Origin of the sequence: Herbaspirillum sp. CF444 (assembly GCF_000282135.1) — a bacterium.
GTDB lineage: Bacteria > Pseudomonadota > Gammaproteobacteria > Burkholderiales > Burkholderiaceae_D > Herbaspirillum.
This window is the reverse complement of the sequence record NZ_AKJW01000060.1, coordinates 11,763-30,212: the sequence shown is the minus strand read 5'-3', so window position 1 is coordinate 30,212 and position 18,450 is coordinate 11,763. Positions and strand designations below refer to the sequence as shown.

The 18,450-nt window shown below is 51.2% G+C and carries 9 protein-coding genes; 6 read left to right on the top strand and 3 right to left on the bottom strand.

All coding sequences use genetic code 11. The features are described from left to right. Positions 1–283: 283 nt before the first annotated feature. The 3 genes from PMI16_RS25320 to PMI16_RS26790 form a co-directional block, all read right to left on the bottom strand. Positions 284–1,981 carry a peptidoglycan D,D-transpeptidase FtsI family protein gene (locus tag PMI16_RS25320; protein WP_081493414.1) on the bottom strand — a complete coding sequence of 566 codons (1,698 nt, stop codon included), beginning with the start codon at positions 1,979–1,981 and terminating at the stop codon, positions 284–286. A gap of 330 nt (positions 1,982–2,311) precedes the next feature. Then, entirely contained in the window at positions 2,312–4,576 is a 2,265-nt protein-coding gene (locus tag PMI16_RS12825; protein WP_051994647.1) for a penicillin-binding protein 1A, read from the bottom strand. A 108-nt stretch (positions 4,577–4,684) separates the two neighbouring features. After that, the gene (locus PMI16_RS26790; RefSeq protein WP_081493413.1) at positions 4,685–5,155 is read right to left on the bottom strand and encodes a DUF3757 domain-containing protein; all 471 of its coding nucleotides are present in this window, start codon (positions 5,153–5,155) and stop codon (positions 4,685–4,687) included. A 225-nt stretch (positions 5,156–5,380) separates the two neighbouring features. Here PMI16_RS26790 and PMI16_RS12820 point away from each other — a divergent pair, with 225 nt between their 5' ends. The 6 genes from PMI16_RS12820 (at position 5,381) to PMI16_RS25030 (ending at position 18,135) form a co-directional block, all read left to right on the top strand. Then, positions 5,381–7,027 (top strand): hypothetical protein, encoded by a 1,647-nt coding sequence (locus PMI16_RS12820; RefSeq protein ID WP_007880109.1) that lies wholly within the window; start codon positions 5,381–5,383, stop codon positions 7,025–7,027. A gap of 135 nt (positions 7,028–7,162) precedes the next feature. Then, positions 7,163–9,268, top strand: coding sequence for a hypothetical protein (locus tag PMI16_RS12815; RefSeq protein ID WP_007880106.1), 2,106 nt, complete (start codon positions 7,163–7,165; stop codon positions 9,266–9,268). 14 nt (positions 9,269–9,282) lie between these two features. Next, positions 9,283–10,428 (top strand): hypothetical protein, encoded by a 1,146-nt coding sequence (locus tag PMI16_RS12810; RefSeq protein WP_157212632.1) that lies wholly within the window; start codon positions 9,283–9,285, stop codon positions 10,426–10,428. A 112-nt stretch (positions 10,429–10,540) separates the two neighbouring features. Further along, the gene (locus tag PMI16_RS12805; protein ID WP_007880103.1) at positions 10,541–12,721 is read left to right on the top strand and encodes a hypothetical protein; all 2,181 of its coding nucleotides are present in this window, start codon (positions 10,541–10,543) and stop codon (positions 12,719–12,721) included. A 971-nt stretch (positions 12,722–13,692) separates the two neighbouring features. Beyond that, entirely contained in the window at positions 13,693–16,248 is a 2,556-nt protein-coding gene (locus PMI16_RS12790; protein ID WP_081493412.1) for an autotransporter outer membrane beta-barrel domain-containing protein, read from the top strand. A gap of 768 nt (positions 16,249–17,016) precedes the next feature. Beyond that, on the top strand, positions 17,017–18,135 hold the full coding sequence (locus PMI16_RS25030; protein ID WP_007880100.1) for an RHS repeat-associated core domain-containing protein: 1,119 nt from the start codon (positions 17,017–17,019) through the stop codon (positions 18,133–18,135). The last annotated feature ends 315 nt before the right edge of the window (positions 18,136–18,450 follow it).

Sequence of the window (18,450 nt, the reverse complement as noted above, 5' to 3'; positions counted from 1 at the left end):
CGCCATATTAAAAACTGGGAAATAGCGTCCAAGACTTTTCTGCCGGTCATGCATCGCAAATATACTGAAGGGTAACGGCGCAGTAAATAAGACTTGCCGTAAATATGGATATTGGAATCAACGACAAAGTACTTAGGCGTATCTGCGAGTGCGTAGTGGTGCCCCAGTAGTCATGATGATCACTTATATAAGATGCGGCTTAATTTTTTGAGTGAAATAAAAGCTTGCAATCAGAATGTGCCTGAAGCTTTTTTTATAAATGTATGGGGGAATAGTCGAGGCATTAGTTCGATTGCGCAGATTCGATTGTCGAATCAGGGGCAACTCCCAGCGCGTGCAATGTGTAGGCTGTTATTTTTGAGAATAGGGGGGCTGCGACAGATCCTCCAAAGTGACTGCCGGTAGTGGGTTCGTCAATCATGATTGCCGTTACGATCCGAGGGTGGGATATGGGCGCAATGCCAACAAATGAGCTGATGTACTTTTTCACATATTTCCCTTTTTCGATTTTGTACGAAGTTCCAGTTTTCCCTCCTGCTCTGTAATTCAGTAGTTGAGCTTTCGTTGCAGTTCCATGTGAGCTAACTACTGCTTCCAACATCTGTCTCATTTGCGCCGCTGTTTTTGGGGAAACTATTTGTTGGCGTGGCGGCGGCTGTCGTATTTTTCGAAATGAAATGGGAATTTGATCGCCATTGCGCGCGAAAACCATATAGGCGTGTGCAAGCTGCAATAATGAAACAGAAACCCCGTGGCCATAGCTGATCGTTGCTTGTTCTATTGGCGTCCAAGACTCATATGGACGTACGCGTCCCGCCGCAACACCGGGAAACTCAATGTCAGGTCTTTGTCCAAATCCAAATTTAACCAGCTCTTCCCATATCTGTTGGGCAGGCATTTTTAAGGCAATTTTGGCAGTACCAATATTCGATGACTTTTGAATGACTTCGGCGACGGTCAAATTGCCATGGACGCTTGAGTCATGTATTACCCATTTGCCAATGGCCATTTTCCCGGGCGAAGTAGAAACCACTGTTTCAGGCGTGACGAGTTCTGTGTCTAGTGCCAGGGAAAGAGTAAATGGCTTGAATGTCGATCCTGGCTCGAATGTATCAATAATCGCCCGGTTTCGTAGTGCATTTCCGGCTAGTGCACCGCGGTTATTCGGATCATAGGAAGGATAATTGGCCAGTGCAAGTATCTCTCCTGTTTCGGAATCTAGGACAATCGCAGATCCAGCCTTAGCTTCAAATTTTTCTATGGTGGCTTGTAATTCAGAAAAAACCACGTGTTGAATATTCCTGTCCAAGGATAAAACCAGATCCTCTCCGTCTTTTGGTCGAACCATTGGCTCGACGTCTTCGGCCAACTGCCCTAAGCGGTCCCTGATAATGTGATGAATGCCGGGCTTTCCGACGAGAGAGCTCTGGTAGGCCAATTCAAGACCATCTTGCCCTGCATCTTGTGCATTGGTAAAGCCGATGACGTGCGCAATGGCTTCGCCTTCTGGGTAAAATCGTTTGAACTCATCACTAGTAAAGAGCCCAGTGATATGCAGATGCTGAATTTCTTTGCTTCTGTCTGGTGTCACTTGGTGCTTCAAATAGACGAAGTTGCGATCTGAACTCAGTTTCCTCCGCATTTCCTCCTCAGTGAGGTCGAGTAGTTGCGCGAGTCGTTTTAATTTCCACGCAGGAGAGCTTCGAGTGTCGCCAGGTATCGCCCATACTGATTTTACGGGAATTGATGCGGCCAGGATCTCACCATTCCGATCGACAATTTTTCCTCTGGTGGACGGAAAATCTATCGTTCTCTCATAGTGAATGGCGCCTTGCTCTTGCAGAAAATGACTTGCGATGCTTTGCAGCCATAGTCCCCGTAATGCCAAAAGTACAAATGCAGAGAAAAACAAAAACAGGACCAATTTTGATCGCCATTCCGGCAACTGTCTGGATAGCAGTGGGGACGCCGAAAAAGGCATACCTTTGGCGCCGGCGACGCGAAGACGCTTTTTCGCTCTGAGCCTGTGCAGTGGGGATCTCAAGTCAAATACACCTACAAAATGGCGCGGCTCGCAGTGACGGGAAAATTTGCTGATGTCTGTGCTTCTGCAAAGTCAGGGGCTGGGCCGAAAAGTTGTCGTGGTAACTGTTGGCTTGGCGCGGATTCCGCATATCTGTTTCTTGCGGCAATGGCTGGTGCATTCTTGTCATGAATACACAAGATATTTTTTTGAGGCGGATCAATCAGGAATTTCTCTAGAGCGACTGCGCAGACACGCATTGAAACATCTGTCTGGAGCACATGTTTCTCATGGGGGTGAAGTGTCGTACTGCAGATGCGGCTCACCATTCAACAGATACTCTTGATACATCCAGTCACCGTTAGCGATTAGCAAACCATCTGGCGTTGGTGGGAGCGATATCGGGCGATCCAGTAACGCGGTTTTCATGTAGTCAATCCATATTGGCAGTGCGACACTGGCACCATACTCATGTTGTCCTAGGGTGCGGGGGGTGTCATATCCCATCCAAGCTACGCCGACCAAGCCACCGCCATAACCGGCATACCAGCCATCGAAAGCATTGCTTGTGGTGCCCGTTTTGCCGGCCAGATCATTTCGCTTCAATTGCAAACTAGCGCGTGTTGCAGTCCCTGATTGAGTGACATCTCTCAGAATGCTGTCGATGATGAATGCATTTCGTGGATCAAGGACGCGAGGGAGGGGGGTATCCTTCCTTTCGAAAAAAACTTTTCCCGACATGTCTGTAATCCGCGAAATCATAAACGGTTGAATTTGCAGGCCACCATTGGCGAATGTTGCGAATCCACTCGCGATTTGCAACGGTGTAACCTGCCCGGTTCCCAGTGCAATTGTCAGGTTGTTAGGCTGCTTGGAAGAATCGAAACTAAAACGTTCCAGATAGGTACGTGCATAGGGGATCGTCATGGATTTCAATAGGCGCACCGAGGCTACATTTCTCGATCGAGCTAATGCTCGGCGCATGGAAATTGGTCCCTCAAATTTCCCGTCGTGATTTTGTGGTGACCAAGCTTTGTAATTTGTCTCGGATGCCTGTATGGTCAGCGGGGTATCGTCAATGATCGTTGATGGAGAAAAGCCTGCTTCGAGTGCTGCAGAATAAAAAAATGGTTTGATAACGGAGCCGGGCTGGCGCCATGCCTGAGTAACGTGATTCATCTTCTGAACCGAGAAATCGAAACCGCCAATCATCGACTGTATCGCTCCGGTATTGGCCTCCAAGGACACGAACGCAGATGCAACGAGAGGGAGCTGCGTAATCTCCCATTGCTCGGAATCGCGTTTGGCAATACGTACTATTGAGCCTCGATGAATCCTTAGTTTGGCAGAGGCTGAGGGGCGGAGCGCGGCAGCAACGAATTTCAAGCCGGAGTTGCCGATGATGATGTCCTCACCATGAGCATTTCGTAGTTGCACGCGATTCTCGGATGCCGCCAATACGACTGCCGGTATAAAGTCATCGCAATCAGGACGATCATCAAGCGCGTCTTGAATAGTGTCATCGGCTTCGACCGCGTCGGGCGGTATCTCCACGAAAGATTCCGGGCCGCGATAACCACGGCGATGATCGTAAATCAACGTGTTTCGCCTGATCGCATTGTAAGCCGCATCCTGGCTAGATTTATGTACCGTCGTGATGACGATAAACCCCTGAGTGTAAGCATGATCCTTGTATTGGGCATACAACATTTGGCGCACAAATTCGGCAACATATGCCGAATGCATGTCGATTCTCTGATTCGGATGTTCTTTGATTAAATCTGCCTCTTTGATAGCGTCCTGGTATTGCTTCTCGGTTATATGGCCAAGCTCATACATTCTTCTCAGTACGACTTTCTGCCTTAGTTTGGCACGCTTAAAATTTGCGATGGGATTATGGCTTCCGGGACTTTGCGGAAGGCCCGCCAGCATTGCAGTTTGCGCTATCGAAAGATCTTTTAGCGATTTGCCAAAATAAGTCTCGGCGGCAGCTTCAAATCCAAATGAGCGCTCCCCAAGATAAATTTGATTCATATAGACTTCGAGAATCTTGTCCTTACTGAAAGTGGATTCAATCTTATATGCCAGCAGCGCCTCGCCAATTTTGCGAGATATTGACTGCTCACTTTTCAAAAAGAAATTCCTGGCCAACTGCATGGTGATGGTGGAGCCGCCCTGGTGTCTACCATGAAGATGAGAGAGTGCCGCACCAGCGACGCGAAACCAATCAATTCCGCTGTGCTCATAGAAGCGCGAATCCTCAATTGCCAACAGAGCGTTTTTCATCATTACGGGTATCTCCGTCAGAGACATATAACGTCGGTGTTCTTCGCCGAACTCGCCGATCAATACTTTATCGGCGGTATAGACCCTTAATGGGATTTGAGGCGCGTAATTGTCAATGACATCCAGCGAAGGAAGGTTGGGGATAACGCAGTAATACAAATACATTCCTGCCGAAACCGAGCAGACCACAACGGTAGTCAGAAGCGCGACCAAGGCGGTCTTGAATACGCTTGGAGAAGAATTTTGCTTAATTGGTTTTTTGTTCATAGTGTTTGCCGCGCCGCGCAGAACCAGTTACCTGACTGATCTGGCGAGTGACATAGTGAAAAGCGATATTGCAAAAATAATAATTGCCAAAGAGAGCCGGCAAGCTGTTTATTGCACAGACAAAGAAGAGCCGGCATCGGTGGTGAAGAATTTGCAGGCATCAACCGAAGGACCGTTGCAAATGAAAGCGGCCCCCTTGTTCGCAGATCGTTTGATCCATCGAGCATCATTATTTCGGAGTATGACTTTTGTTTCAGGAGATGTTTTTTCGTATAAGAGAAAACTTCCATATTCCGATTTATATCGGCAAGAAACCGGGCCAACAGAAGAATGTCCATTCGCGTAAGGCGAGGATCCCGGTATGTACGTGGCATCAACAAATGTCCGAGCATGCTCATCATTACCATCGTCGTCATTAACCCATCCGAACCACGAAAGTTCGGGAGACGATAGGGAGACGATCCGGGTTCTGGATAAATGAAGATCCTCCACCAAGGGGCAGCGGTGTTCTATCAGTGGCGACGAAGAATGAGCTACCACGACGACGCCCACGGCAAGCAATTTTGCACGAGATAACATGAATAAATATCACAATCGGAAATGACGTATTTTCTTGATTTTCGTAATGAGGTTTCCATAATAAGGAGTAGTGCCTGCTTTTCTATATAAGACTCGGCCCAAATCTCCGGTGATCATGTGTGTCACGCTTGACGGCAGCAAGCTCAGCGGGTTTTACTCTTTTCATGGAAGGATGTCGGTGCTGGTTTCCGATCTGACGTGTGACAGGAGAGAGGAGAGATAACCATGAATTCGCTTTTTTCTATAAGGCAGGATCTTGGTCGCCGTGGGTTCAGAGTGGTGGCGATGATTGTTGTTGCGTTGCTGAGTTCGATGTTGGTAGGGAGGGGATGGGCTGCGACGGGAGCGGAGGTGGCTAAGTCACTGAATGCGGCGTATCAGCAGTCCACCGTCACCGCTTGTGGCAAGGATCCATCCGCCGCCCTATGGTGTTCGGGTGTACTGGCCCGGATCGTCGATAACGAAACGGTGATCAGCAAGGACGCGGCCTTTTTACGCAAGGACACGACCATGACAGTGGCTTCGCCGCTGAGTCACACTGCACTGGCGTTCACACTTCCTGCCGGACCGCAACTCCAGGGGCGCCCTGTTATACAGGCTTGGTGTGTTTTGCCGGAAGGGCCTAATGCATGGGCAGTCCGCTCCTCGCATGGATGTTGGTCCGATGAGCGTGACAGCCATGCCGGTGATGCCGATCCGTCATCATGCGTGTTGAGTGTGTCGGGAGACTTAACGTATGAGAGCTGGAAGAAGTGGCGCGATGCCGGCAATGTGTGTTCTTTCAGCGCACAAAATAGTGAATTCAGCATTGCGCTCCAAGCCAGCAAATCGTTGCAGGCCATACCCGGAATTCCGATGCCCGAATGGCAGGTTGCCGATCTAAAAGCAAACGTGCCTGCAAATATGGCGCTGATTTATCCAAAGGGGAATGGGGGGGAGCAGTTGCAGGCCCGTAAACTGCGTGCTGATTGGAAAAATTCGGGCGTGGTATTGCCTGTGCTGGCTTTTAGCCAAACGGACGGATTCACTGAGTTATTGGAGGACAATCCTGGGGAGATGGCTGATCAGCTGAATGCGCGTTTGCATGACCGTTCCCCTTGCATCCAAGGTGGCAAAGCGATACCGGCATACTATTGCTCAGGTTTGATTGTGCGGGTGTTCAGCGGGCCATATCCCTATACGGTATCTCCGGCTGCCCGTGAGCGCGGAGCCGTCTCTTTTAGTTATTTGCGATCAGACACCGGGTCTCGGGCTCTTTATGGGTGGGATAACGCCTTCGGCATCATCCTCAAGCCCTCTGCGGACGTCTTGAAAAAGCGAGTTCAATGTTTGTACTCATTAGACGCCGATACTGGAACTGCACACGACTGGCGTGATGTATTGCATTCCCAGTGCAGTAATAGTCAGACTGCGAGCAGCCTCGCTGACCCGGGATCTTGCAAGCATGAGCTCAAGCTTGATGACGAGGCAACTTCAATTCAATGGTTGATCGCTTATCAGTTGAAGCACTATACAGATCGAACGAAAACATGTTCCTTTAGTGTTCGCGACACAGCGCAGTTCGATGCCGCCATTGGTGCCTCGGCTTGGGAAGCTGCCAATGTCGTAGATGTGAACGCCGGGGGGAATAAGTATCTAATTTATAACGAAATGGTTTTGTCCCCTTGGGATGACACTGATATTCCGGACATTGAGGCATTTTTCTATGTATCGCAGAAGGCTCATGCAGACTTGCAGCAGGCATTGAAGGACGTGACTGAGGGGAAGGGAAATGGAACTAACGAGGCATTGAAAAACCGACCGCTTGTGCCTATTGTGCACCTGATTTTCGACCAGGCTTCTCCAGGAGGGATGCGCATCGATTCCGACTGATGCGTCTCTTTCATCCTAAGGTCTGTTCATGGCGTTCCACCACTGCGTTGTCGGGTTCGGTTGTGCTTGATCGAAAAAAACGGCTGACAATTGTTGATGTACTTGATGAATATTTTCTAATGAAAGGAGTCGGGAATGGCTCTCTTGACTGCGAATTTTGGCAATCTGATTCCTAAGGACGATGATCTGACTGACTTTAGTTATCTAAATCAATCACTCTTTAAGGACGGCGCTTACACGGTGCCGGTGCTTGGACCTCTTACCGAAAAAACAAAATGGGCGCAGGGCAATTATGATAATAGTCCATACGGGAGCAGGATTCTTACGGACGCCGATATCGGGCTGAAAAACGCCAACAATTCGATCGCCAATTCATATTCTGCTGGGTATTGTATTTGGGTCGTGGACCGGAGTACGGATGCGAATAAGAATGCCCCAGCCAACATGTATTATCCCGTCGATTTAGTCGCTGGCAGAAAATATACGCTGACCTGGAAGGATGCCGCAGACAGCTTCCCGGAGAAAGATAAACCCAATATCACGATTGGTGGGCCAGAGGCGTATTCGATCTTAATTTGGACTACTGATAAATTTGTTTCGCCAGCAGTTCCTGTGCAAACCTTCGTCCAAACGAGCCAGCTCGGATGGGCGGAAAAAACACTAACCTTTTCTGTGGATAAAGGCGGCAAGTATTTCCTGATGTTCTTCGGGCCAAACACGGCCTTTAAAGCATCTGATAGTAGTTTGCACAGTCGTGGCGTATTGATTACGGCAGTGAGCCTTCTCACTGAACCAGACAATATTGAAATTAGCGGTCCCGCGGTATTGACGCTGCCTCAGGGCGGTAAGAATAAGCAATGGGTGTTTGATGTCACGATCAGGAACCTTCCTGATGGGACGGATAATTTTTCGCTTCCTGGTCATGCCAAACTTGACGCCGGTAGCACCGGGGCAACGCTGTCGTCAGATTTGCACGCGATGGTGGACATCACTGTAGACCAAACGAAAAAGATTGGTACGGGTAAGTTCATTGTCCGTGCAGACACCATTACTGCTGGCAGCGTCATTGGTGAGGGAACACTGACAATCTTCGTGGCCTCGTCGGCGCACAAAGACTTTATATTGAAAGTCACCTCGGCCTCGACAAACGAGGCCGAGGTGTATGCATCCAAAGATCAGGTCTCCTTGTATAGAGGAGAAATTGATAGCGACGGACTTAAGGTCTGGCTGGCACCGAACGGAGACGGCGTTCCTGATGCCATCTCTTTCGAATTTAACCCGGCACAGGCGGCGGATGGCATTGCCTTGGAGGTGAATAACACGTGGACAAGTGGGCCGGGCAGCATTCCACTCAACGCTACAAAGCACGGTGCGATCACCGGGATCAAGGCCGGCAACGGGGCGTTAACTGCCACATTGATCCTGCGCCCGGAGGGAGATTTAGAAGATGCGCACAAATTGGAGGTGAAGCTCAGCGTCAACGCAATCAAGTGGGCCATCAGTCCAAGCGGCTCCTCCGCCAGAACAGCGTTGTCATTGGCGGAAGCGGTCGAGTCAGAGGAAACATACGATGCACAACTCCTGCCCGATTACTATGTAACGGGGCAGACCAGTGATAGCAAGATACCGCATGGCGCCAAGATTCAATTTGATATCGATGACGACAGCAATGACATTGCGAGATTCGTTACCCCGAGCAATGCGTCGATGCCTACTCAGACAAGCGTAAGCGTTCAAGAGAGCGGTTCCGGGTGGGTGAAAGTACCGCTTCCGGCATTTCAGATCAAAAAGGGCAAGTTGGGCCCGTTCACGATAACGGCGACCCCGGAAGGAATGACGAGTCCATTGCCTCCACTCTATTTCAACGTGAGGGAGTACCGCCCTATCGAAGCAATGGAATTTACGCATCCGGAATGGTGGGGGAGTCCGCCAGCAGGTAAGCGAACCTACTCGGTCTCAGAACCGTTAATTGCTTATGCCGATACGACAAAGTCTGTTGTTGCGCAGCCGGGGGTAAATCGGGTGACCTTCACTCTTCAGGAGGGGGGGAAGGTTGCAACCCACGTTACATTCGGGAACGGTAAGGCGACTATCGATGCGGATGTCAAGACGAACGGGCAGGTCAGCATTCCCACGATGACCTTGTCGACAGATCTGCAGAAGGAGGACAAATTCCAGATTACCGCAACACCAACGGATACCCAGAGGATTCATGAATCACAGGAGATCACCGTAGCATGAGCCCGGACCGAATCATGGATGCGGATGATGATCTGAAGCGGTTTTCGCTTGGCAGTAATGGTCCCCCGCTTCTTGGTGCTTTCGATGCTGATTTGAGTGGCACGAGTGGACGCGCGTTTACCTGTTATGTGCAGGACAAAGCTTTCCCTACATTGCCTTCCAAACCGGTTCTCGTAAGTTTCGCGTTGTTTTTTTCTGCTGGGAAGCATTTTTCCGATGATGGAACGTTTCCTGCGATGAGTGTTGATGGCAAGACTGGCTGGGCGAGAACGCTTGATGTGACGACGGTTGCCGACGACGACACGGTCAGGGATCGCCCCGTCATGGTTTATTTGCGAGACGTGTCGTCTAATGCGGCACCAGTTCAGACAAGAATGACTGTGTCCATCATGGATGCAGTGGCGCCTGACCACTGGCTTGAGTTTGGGAATTTGCATTCGGTGGTGACTGGGATCGTGTTCAGGCCGAATTCGTCGCAAATCACTTGGCAGAACAGGTACTTTCCGGACGCGGCCAAGGTGATTGTCCAGACTATCCCGCCGTCTACACAAGATGTTGTTGTGCACTTGGCGGGGCCTGGCTCGGGCGCAGATCCCTCGGATTACAGCGCACGTTTTGTGCAAGGCAACCCGCAGACAGCGACGTTCACCGCCGGCGAAACATTGCCGGCGATCCAGGCCGGCAAGGAAATCGGGGAGGTGTCCCTGCAACCATCGTCCGGCACTGTCTTTGGTGCGTCCATGGTCTGGCACGTGTTACCTGTGCCGGATCGTATGACGATACCGGAAGACACGAAAAAGCAGTCCTTTCATAAGCAGCGTTTCAGCGAGCAGTTTGTCACCATCAATCACGCGCTGACAGGGCATCGGATTCTGGGGAGTTCTGATCCTGCTCAGGTCGTACCAGTCGCCGACTGGTACGTCAAATGGACCTTTGTCGACAGCAACGGGGCAACGTTTGGGGATCACCTTGATTCCTTCCTGGTTCAGGTAACAGATGGTCAGGGGAATGCAACGCTTCAGGCAAAACAACTGGCGGTTCCTGAGGGCTGTAAGGGCTTCACTATCAAGGTATTTTGGAACGAGGAGCCGGACGGTACTGGCAGTTGGATTGAAATATCTAAGAACGCATGTGATATCGAGGTAGGGATTGGTAACTAGTTTGAAATTTTTCAAAATTCAATCACGGTGTTGATATACGGCCGACGACAGGAACTCATTCGATAGGTGCCTGCATGCCGAATTGACACTCTATTTTAGTAAAGGAATCGTAATGACTACCGAAGTTACTCTTGATGATACACAGCAGCACGACCTGAAAATCACCGCAAATTCAAAAGCAGGCCTTGGACCGATGTTCATTGATATTTCTTCCAAATCGGCTTGGGTTGGCGAGGTCGCTGTCAATAAAGGCAAGGATGCCCATGCCTTCCTGTTTAACTTAGAGAAGAATCCCCCTGAGCTGGTGTCGACTGTCACATTGCCATATGGCAATGCTACGCCTAAAACTCCTACCACGGCAGCACCATGGATCGATGACCTTCTTCTTCATCAGAAGGTGTTGTGGATGTCCGATAACGAGCACGGGGTGCTGTATCGCTATGATGCGACGACACTCAACGCCAATGCGGCGGCAACTATTTATTATGAGAGCGATAAGAACCCGAGTATTGGAAAGATTGAATTTGGTGCGCTGGCTTTTCAGCCGGGCGGTGCAGGAACCGGACCCAAGGACCTGTTGTGGGTGCTTGACATGAATCTGCCTTATTTGTGGGCTTTCGATGCGACCCAAGACAAGGTAATGAAACACACCTACCAGGTCCAACTGAGTGGGATGGGAAATTCGATCCAGTCATTGGCGTACCACGCCAAGACTCAAACACTGTGGATGGTCGTTCAGAAGTCTGCTGATGGCGAGTTCCAGTTGGGGGCTTTGAGAGCTACGGATCCTTTGCCTGGCGTCAAGTACTTCTCGTTGGACGGTGCGCAATCGCTGGCAATACATGACGACCTGCTCTACGTCGCGGGGTCAGCAGGTCAGATATGGCAGATAAAAATCGATTCAATGCCGACGAAGATGCCAGATCCGATGGTCACCCTGCCTAGGGGGGCGGAAAACGTGGTTGGCTTGACCGTAGATAATTCAGGTTATGTCTGGGCCAGCAACATGGACGGTAAGGGGCGAGTCTACGGCATTATGCCGCCGAAAGCTGGGGAGGCAGCCGGGAAAATCGAGGTAAGCTATGGACTACTCGACGCAACTGCTCCTGTCTATCCCACGGCGCTGGCGTGGTGGTCTGATGACTCGCTCTTTGTTACCGATGAAGCGGAAAATGGTCGCCTCATCAGGATCAATCCGTTGCCCAAGGTTCCGCCCATTGATCCTGCCGGTAGGGCAAGCTATACGTTGGAAGTGACGCCGGACAAGAGCGATGATCCTGTTATTCCAGGCGCAACCTTTGAAGCCACTAAGGGGATCACCTTTCGGGCTAAAAGTACGAAGACCGGTAACCCCGCTATTGATGCGCTGGTAACCCTCTCCGTTATTTCTGTGGACAACGGCGTCAAGGCAAGCCTCACCGAGGGGAGCGAAAGGAGCGATGTAATCACGGCGTCTGCCGGTTTGGTCGTCAAAGATTTTGTGTCAGCTTCGGATTCGGGCAACGGTAAGATTAATCTCGTCGCCACCGGGCGGGGAAATCCCCCTCCGGCGACTTACACCGGCGAGGTGTCTGTGGCAGTGACAGATATCAAATTTGTTCCGAACACGTCACGCAGCACGCCGCAAAAGGAGGTGTTTGATATACCTAACGCCTCCTTTGCGGTCGAACTTACTCCGGCTTCCTCTCCTAAACGCATCACGGTTACTCTTGAGGGGCCAGATTCGCAGAACGGGGCGGGCAATAACGCACATTTTGGCGACGCGTCAAGCACCAGCACAGAGGTGAATTCTAAAGAAAAAATTGATTCCATCAAGGCGGGAAATATGGCGGGTGACGTGATCGTTAAGGCGGAGGTTGGTGGGGTTGGTGGGAAAAGTACTTCCATGACGTGGCATGTCGTTCCGGTGCCAACCCAACTTGATGTGCTTCCGAATAATGGAAGCGTGCATAAGACTGATTGGCAGGAGCAGTTTCAAGATCAGCCATATACCCTGAAGGGCTACAAAATCTGGAAGGATCCTAGTAGTGGGGCCGTCGGTGTGCCGGGCTGGCCGCTTCGGTTGGAGCTCGATACAATAAACGTTCTGGAGTTTACGCCTGGCGGGAGGATTCTCGATGTGAAAACGTTCGATAATGGAGAGTATACTCTCACCGTCAGCAACGACGACAGCAGTCAAGTTAAGTTTCACGATGTTGGCACAGTTTCCATCACGGCAAAATGGAATGACAAATTGGATGGCTCGGGAGCTTGGATTGACGGTGGGGTCACGAAGATAAAAATAGGAAACTAATACAGCGCTCCCGTCTATGCAATAGACGGGAGCGCTGACATGTTGATGCCGGAAGCGTGGTGGATCGGTGGTAAGCGATCATGCAGCGCCATAGCGGAGATCGTTGACGACAGAGATGAGTAATGCCACCGGATGAGTGGCAGTGCTGGTGCGGCGCTTCACGGCAGAAGGTGGGGGGGGGGCGTGATGTGTCGTGATCGAGTCATCATGGACACCGTGTTAAATTTTACTTCGGTCATGGCGGGGGAGCGATCCGTCCTCGAGCTGATGTGGCCGTATTCAGTTATTCCGGTGTATCAAGCATTCTTCTGACCGCATCAAGAACATGTCTGTAAATTCGGGGCAGGCCATTTGTTTTTTTTAAATGGCTTTCTCGACCTCAAGCTATTGCATGCGCCGGGTGCGCCATGGCCTCGCTCTGCAGCATTGTATGCTGACTAAGCCACTACTTGCCACCACGCAGGCGATAACGGCACCGGCGGAGAAAATCAGCCATGTCTCATATCGCTCGCTCTTCTGCGGATAGATAATCAAACGTGTTGAATTGCTCGTGAGATTGATCTTTTCCCCTCTTCTTCTCCACATTCAGCCAATCAATGCTCGTGACGCCAAATGGTGTTGTGGCGTGGGCATATTCGGCTGTTTGGTTGCATCAAAATTTCCAGCGCATTCCATCCGGGTAAAGCATTAAAAAGTCCGGACCTCTATGGCTGCAATTTCTGTTTGGCATCATCGATTGAGCGCTTGGTAAAGCCGAGGCGACACATCTATGTGTTCTAAGGGCGGGGCAATTCTCGGTGCAAATTCATCTGGTGGGTTCTGCGTCTGATCTGTCGGCGTGGGTGAGCTTGGGCGCTACGTTTTGTTCGCTGTCTTGGGTGGCCCAAGTGTGGGCAACTTTGCGCCAATTTTGTCACTCCAAGTTGATGGATTGATTTTTTATGCAATCTGGTAATTGGTAGGGAGGTGTTATGACTAACGTTCGTTCTAAAATTCGGCGATCCATGATGGCGATCGCAGTTGCGGCAGCGCTGGGAGGAGGGGCTGCTGTGGCTGGCGAAGTGTTTACGCATGATGCGGATAGCTATTCTGGAGACAACAGTTCTAATTATTTTTTGCAAAGCGGAGGAGGGGTGTCATACCAAAACGGTACATTCGGTATTAGCCCTGGTGGTGTTTCTCTGTGGGTGGGGGCTGCGACGGCCAATATTGGATCGGGCGCTACTTTTTTGGGGGATGTTTATGTGGGGGATGATAGTCATGGCAACACCGTGAATGGTGCGATCCTCAATGCTGGGGTGGGCGCGGCAACCCGTGCAACACTCAAGAGAGTGTTTGTGCAAGGCAATGCGGAAGTTCATCTGGATAATGTGTCGCTTGAGGCGACAGCCTCGTCGAATCTTGCTACTGCCGCATTCTCTCTTTTGGGAACATCGACGGGAACATCGACGGCAAATACCTTGTTTACGGGGCGAGGGCAGCACGACGCAGTTGATCTGTTTGATGATGCGTTGATGCGCTTTGAAGGCTCAGTGATAGTTGCCGACAGGGCGGGGGTCGTGAGCAATAATGACTCAGTTGTGTTTGCGCATAATCTCCAGGCTACGGGCGGGATGGTGGCGCTGTATGTGACCGACAATTCCTCCGCGATGGTGCGGGGCGGGACATTCATTGGCACGGGAGCAACAGATCCAGCAATTGACAGGCTTGGCCAGATCAATGGGGCGGGGATAGCATTGCTCAACGACACGAATCGCGTTGGGCAGGCAACGAGCCTGACGGTGGATGGGGCGACCATGGTGGGGCAGGACGCCGGGTTGGTTAGTGAGGCAATCAGTGGTGATATCAACGTTGATGTAAGCAATTCGCGCATTTCGGGTGGGCGGGGTGGTGTCGTTTTTAATCAGGGTTCAGCTTCGGGTGGCGGCTCCGCTGGGCTGACTACGATGACGTTGACCAACAGTCAGATTGACAGTGGATCAGGCGCGGCGATCTGGGTTGATGCAGGTGCCAGAGCATCCATCGCGTTGCGGGATGGAACGACATTGCGTGGCGCCAACGGTGTGGTGTTGTTGACTGACGCACTTAGCCAGACGGATGTGACGGTCGCTAATACGACAATTGCTGGTGATGTCGTCAATCAGGGCGGTACCACTAACATTGTGCTTGATCAAGGAGCCAAATGGATCGGCAGGATGCAGGCGGTGAACCAGCTGGCCGTGGGCTTGTCGGGTCAATGGACGCTGACCGGTTCATCGACGCTGATCGATCTCAATAATCGCGGGTGGATTGATCTCAATGGCGCGCCAGGAGCATTGCATACGCTGACCGTGAACTCACTGGCTGGGGACGGGGTATTCGGGATGAGTACAGACTTCTCCACCAGCAGTTCCGACAAGTTGGTCGTTACCGGGGCGAATCAGGCCAACGGGAATTTTGCCTTGAATATCAAGGGACAGGGAGTGGATCCCAAAAAATCCGGGAGTATCACGGTGGTCGAAACACAGGGTGGTTCGGCCAATTTTGAACTGGCCTATGGTGCTGCGGATTTGGGTACATACCAATATGTCTTGAAGCAGGATGGGAATAATTGGGTGCTGGTGCCCACGACCAAGACAACTCCATTCGCCGACTCAGTACTGGCGATCACCGGGGTAGCGCCGACAATCTGGTACAGCCAGTTGATTCCCTTGCGTACCCGGCTGGGTGAACTGCGGTTTCAGCAGGATAACGGAGGGGGATGGGCACGGGCCTACGGTAGCAAGTTGAATATATCGAGTAGTGCAGGGACGCCGTACAGCCAGCGCCAGAGTGGTCTGGCCGTTGGGGCGGACAAGGCTTTTCAGACACTGGACGGCAAGGTGTTCATCGGCGGCGTGTTTAATGCCAGCCGTTCGGATCTGGATGATCATGCCGGCGCTAATGGCTCCGTGGATGCCTATTCCATTGGAGTCTATGGTGCTTGGCTGAATCAGCATGGTTACTATCTGTCGGGGCTGTTGAACTACAACCACTACAGCAGCAAGGCGCAGGCCGTGGGGAGCGGGGGCAGCAGTGCTCATGGTTCCTTTGCCACCAACGGTGTTGGTTTTTCGGTGGAAGGCGGCAGGAAATTCGAACTGAATAATGGCTTCTTCCTGGAGCCTTATGCACAAGTGGCAGGCCTGCGCATGCAATCGGTGGACGTTACCATGAGCAATGGCATGATGGCGCATGGCGACCATACCAGTTCTTTGCAGGGAGCCTTGGGGGCAACGTTGGGGAATACATTCCGTAGCATTGCGGGGAATGTTGTCGAGCCCTATGTCCGGCTTGCCGAGGTGAATGAATTTGCCAAGGGGGCCGATATCTCGATCAATGGCAATACGTTTCACAATAACCTGTCGGGCAGTCGTACTGAATTGGGCTTGGGCGTCGCAGCACAGATTGGCAAGTCACTGTCGGCCAATGTTGACTACACCTATGCCAAGGGGGGCAGACTCTCGCAGCCGTTCATGCTTAATGCGGGATTGCGCTACGAATGGTAAGAGCCTGATGCTAGGGGGCGATGTGCGTAAAATGCACATCTGTTTTGAGCGATGGACTTAAAAACAGGGTGTGCTGTACGGTGCGGGCGATCATGCTTGATCGCCCGTCTGAAACTCTGAGAAACGAACAATATCAATGCAGTATTGGCAGCTATCTTTCTTGGGTTGCGCTGGGCTTAGCCAGTTAGAGCACAATGCGTTCTTTACGAAAGAACGACGCGGCATTCCCGCGCGTCGGATGCTGCTCAAAGAACACCGCCCTGAATATGTCAGGCTTTTTCGTATGTCCGTTATCTGCGTGTTGGAGCCTGTAAGCGTTTCTGTGTAAATACCACGGCGCCTATCAAGGAGCGTATTGTTGAATACGTTCCTTGAATTCGATCATGAAGCGATTGAGCGCTATGCGCCAATTTCGGATGTTGCACCCTGAGCCTTTTAACTTGTAATGAATGATTTGCGCCAAGTTTTATTTCAAATGGTGAGAATGCGATTATCGTTACTAACTGTGGGCAGGCCTGTACGGAATTTGTGTCAACCCGTCCCCCCACCCCACCGGCCATTGGCAGGCACCAGTGGCACAGGTCGGTAACTGCTCAATGGTTGTCGATCGGACCGAAGGCCGGACCTACCATTTTTATGGTTATTGTGATAACGACGATATCAGGAATGCCGACTGACGGAATAAACAAGGGCGTCAGATGTTGGTGTCGAACACAAAAGGATGCCGGTACGAACACAGGATTTCACACCAGAAAGTGGAGGATGGAAATGAACGAGCTATTGGGCTATAACGGCCAGCGCCGGGATCCGGTGAGCGGCACGTATCACCTGGGTAATGGCTATCGGGCATATAACCCGGTGCTGATGCGATTCAACAGTCCGGATGCGTGGAGTCCGTTTGGGGCCGGAGGCATCAATGCGTATGCGTACTGCGCAGGCGACCCAGTCAATTATGCGGACCCATCGGGGCACCTGAGCTGGCAGGCGTGGCTGGGTATCAGTATGGGCATTGCCGGACTGGCGCTGACGATTGTGACGGCGGGAGCCTCGATGGCGGCCGCTGGTGGCGTCATGGCCGCCATCGAGTCGACCTCGGCGGTCTCACTGGCGGTAGGAATAACGGGTGCGCTTGCGGATGTGAGCGCCATTGCCAGTGGGGCAAGCGAGGATGTGGATCCGCAAGCATCAGCGATCCTGGGGTGGGTGTCGATGGGAACCGGAGCGGTAGGCCTGGTCCAAGGTGGGATAGTGCTGGCCAGGCGGGCAAATTCGCTTTACGAGACCGGCGTGGGAATTGCTCTGGGTAAGACCCGCGGACTTTCAAGGCGGCTGGGGCGCCTTCTTGACCCTAAATCAGGGGGGCTGTCTGGTAGAGGTCGAGGATTTCGAAGTGAAAACCATCCGGAGCTGACCCTGAATAGCAAGGGACTGCACGAGGAAACCTTTTCGGGTCCACTGTATCGTGTGGAAGCGTCGACAGTAGATGTGGATCTCATTCTAGAGAATGGCTTTAATCGCTCTTCTCAGTTTGGGGGAGTAAGAAAAATGATCCCTGATGAACATGATGCTCTGATCGTATCGGAGTCCAAGGAGGGAGCGGAAATTTTTAACCAGCGACAGCATCGCGGAGAAGGACATATATTCGAGATTGGCAGAAATGCAGAAGAAGATACTCCGTTGCAGATAAGGGGTGTTTCGCTACGGAAGAATTTTCATCTGAACAGAAATAATCTAATGCATCATCTTTCCACCCCGGAAATGCACGTTACAAGATTGGCTGATGAGGGGGACCTTCAACTATATAGTGCTAATGCAAACATGTATGCAGAGGCGCATATTTACCTTCGCGACATACGTAGAGAGAATATTTTTTTCTTGGTTGAGTAGTGTGGCCCTGCATGATCATTTCTCAATCAATGAATTGCTAGCGGTTTCCTCTAACTGACCAATTGACACACGACAGGAAACTATATTAAGGCGTTATAAAAAAGTCTCGCACAGGGATTGGGACAAGTCTTATATAAAGTCAGGTAAATAATCGCCATCATGAATACGTATCTTTTATCTCTCGTCGAGATGTTGCCGAGTCGGTTCCTTCAATCTATGTCAGCCGGGTCTTTCTATATCACGATGCGCAGAAAATATTTTCAACCGAGGCGACCTTAATGCAAAAGCACAATATAAATACTTCATTACTACTTC

What these genes read in the sequence shown, in the direction of transcription:
- PMI16_RS12820 (WP_007880109.1), top strand. Translation starts at nt 5,381, where the DNA reads ATGAATTCGCTTTTTTCTATAAGGCAGGATCTTGGTCGCCGTGGGTTC.
- PMI16_RS12825 (WP_051994647.1), bottom strand. Translation starts at nt 4,576, where the DNA reads ATGAACAAAAAACCAATTAAGCAAAATTCTTCTCCAAGCGTATTCAAG.
- PMI16_RS26790 (WP_081493413.1), bottom strand. Translation starts at nt 5,155, where the DNA reads ATGTTATCTCGTGCAAAATTGCTTGCCGTGGGCGTCGTCGTGGTAGCT.
- PMI16_RS25320 (WP_081493414.1), bottom strand. Translation starts at nt 1,981, where the DNA reads ATGCCTTTTTCGGCGTCCCCACTGCTATCCAGACAGTTGCCGGAATGG.
- PMI16_RS25030 (WP_007880100.1), top strand. Translation starts at nt 17,017, where the DNA reads ATGAACGAGCTATTGGGCTATAACGGCCAGCGCCGGGATCCGGTGAGC.
- PMI16_RS12815 (WP_007880106.1), top strand. Translation starts at nt 7,163, where the DNA reads ATGGCTCTCTTGACTGCGAATTTTGGCAATCTGATTCCTAAGGACGAT.
- PMI16_RS12810 (WP_157212632.1), top strand. Translation starts at nt 9,283, where the DNA reads ATGGATGCGGATGATGATCTGAAGCGGTTTTCGCTTGGCAGTAATGGT.
- PMI16_RS12790 (WP_081493412.1), top strand. Translation starts at nt 13,693, where the DNA reads ATGACTAACGTTCGTTCTAAAATTCGGCGATCCATGATGGCGATCGCA.
- PMI16_RS12805 (WP_007880103.1), top strand. Translation starts at nt 10,541, where the DNA reads ATGACTACCGAAGTTACTCTTGATGATACACAGCAGCACGACCTGAAA.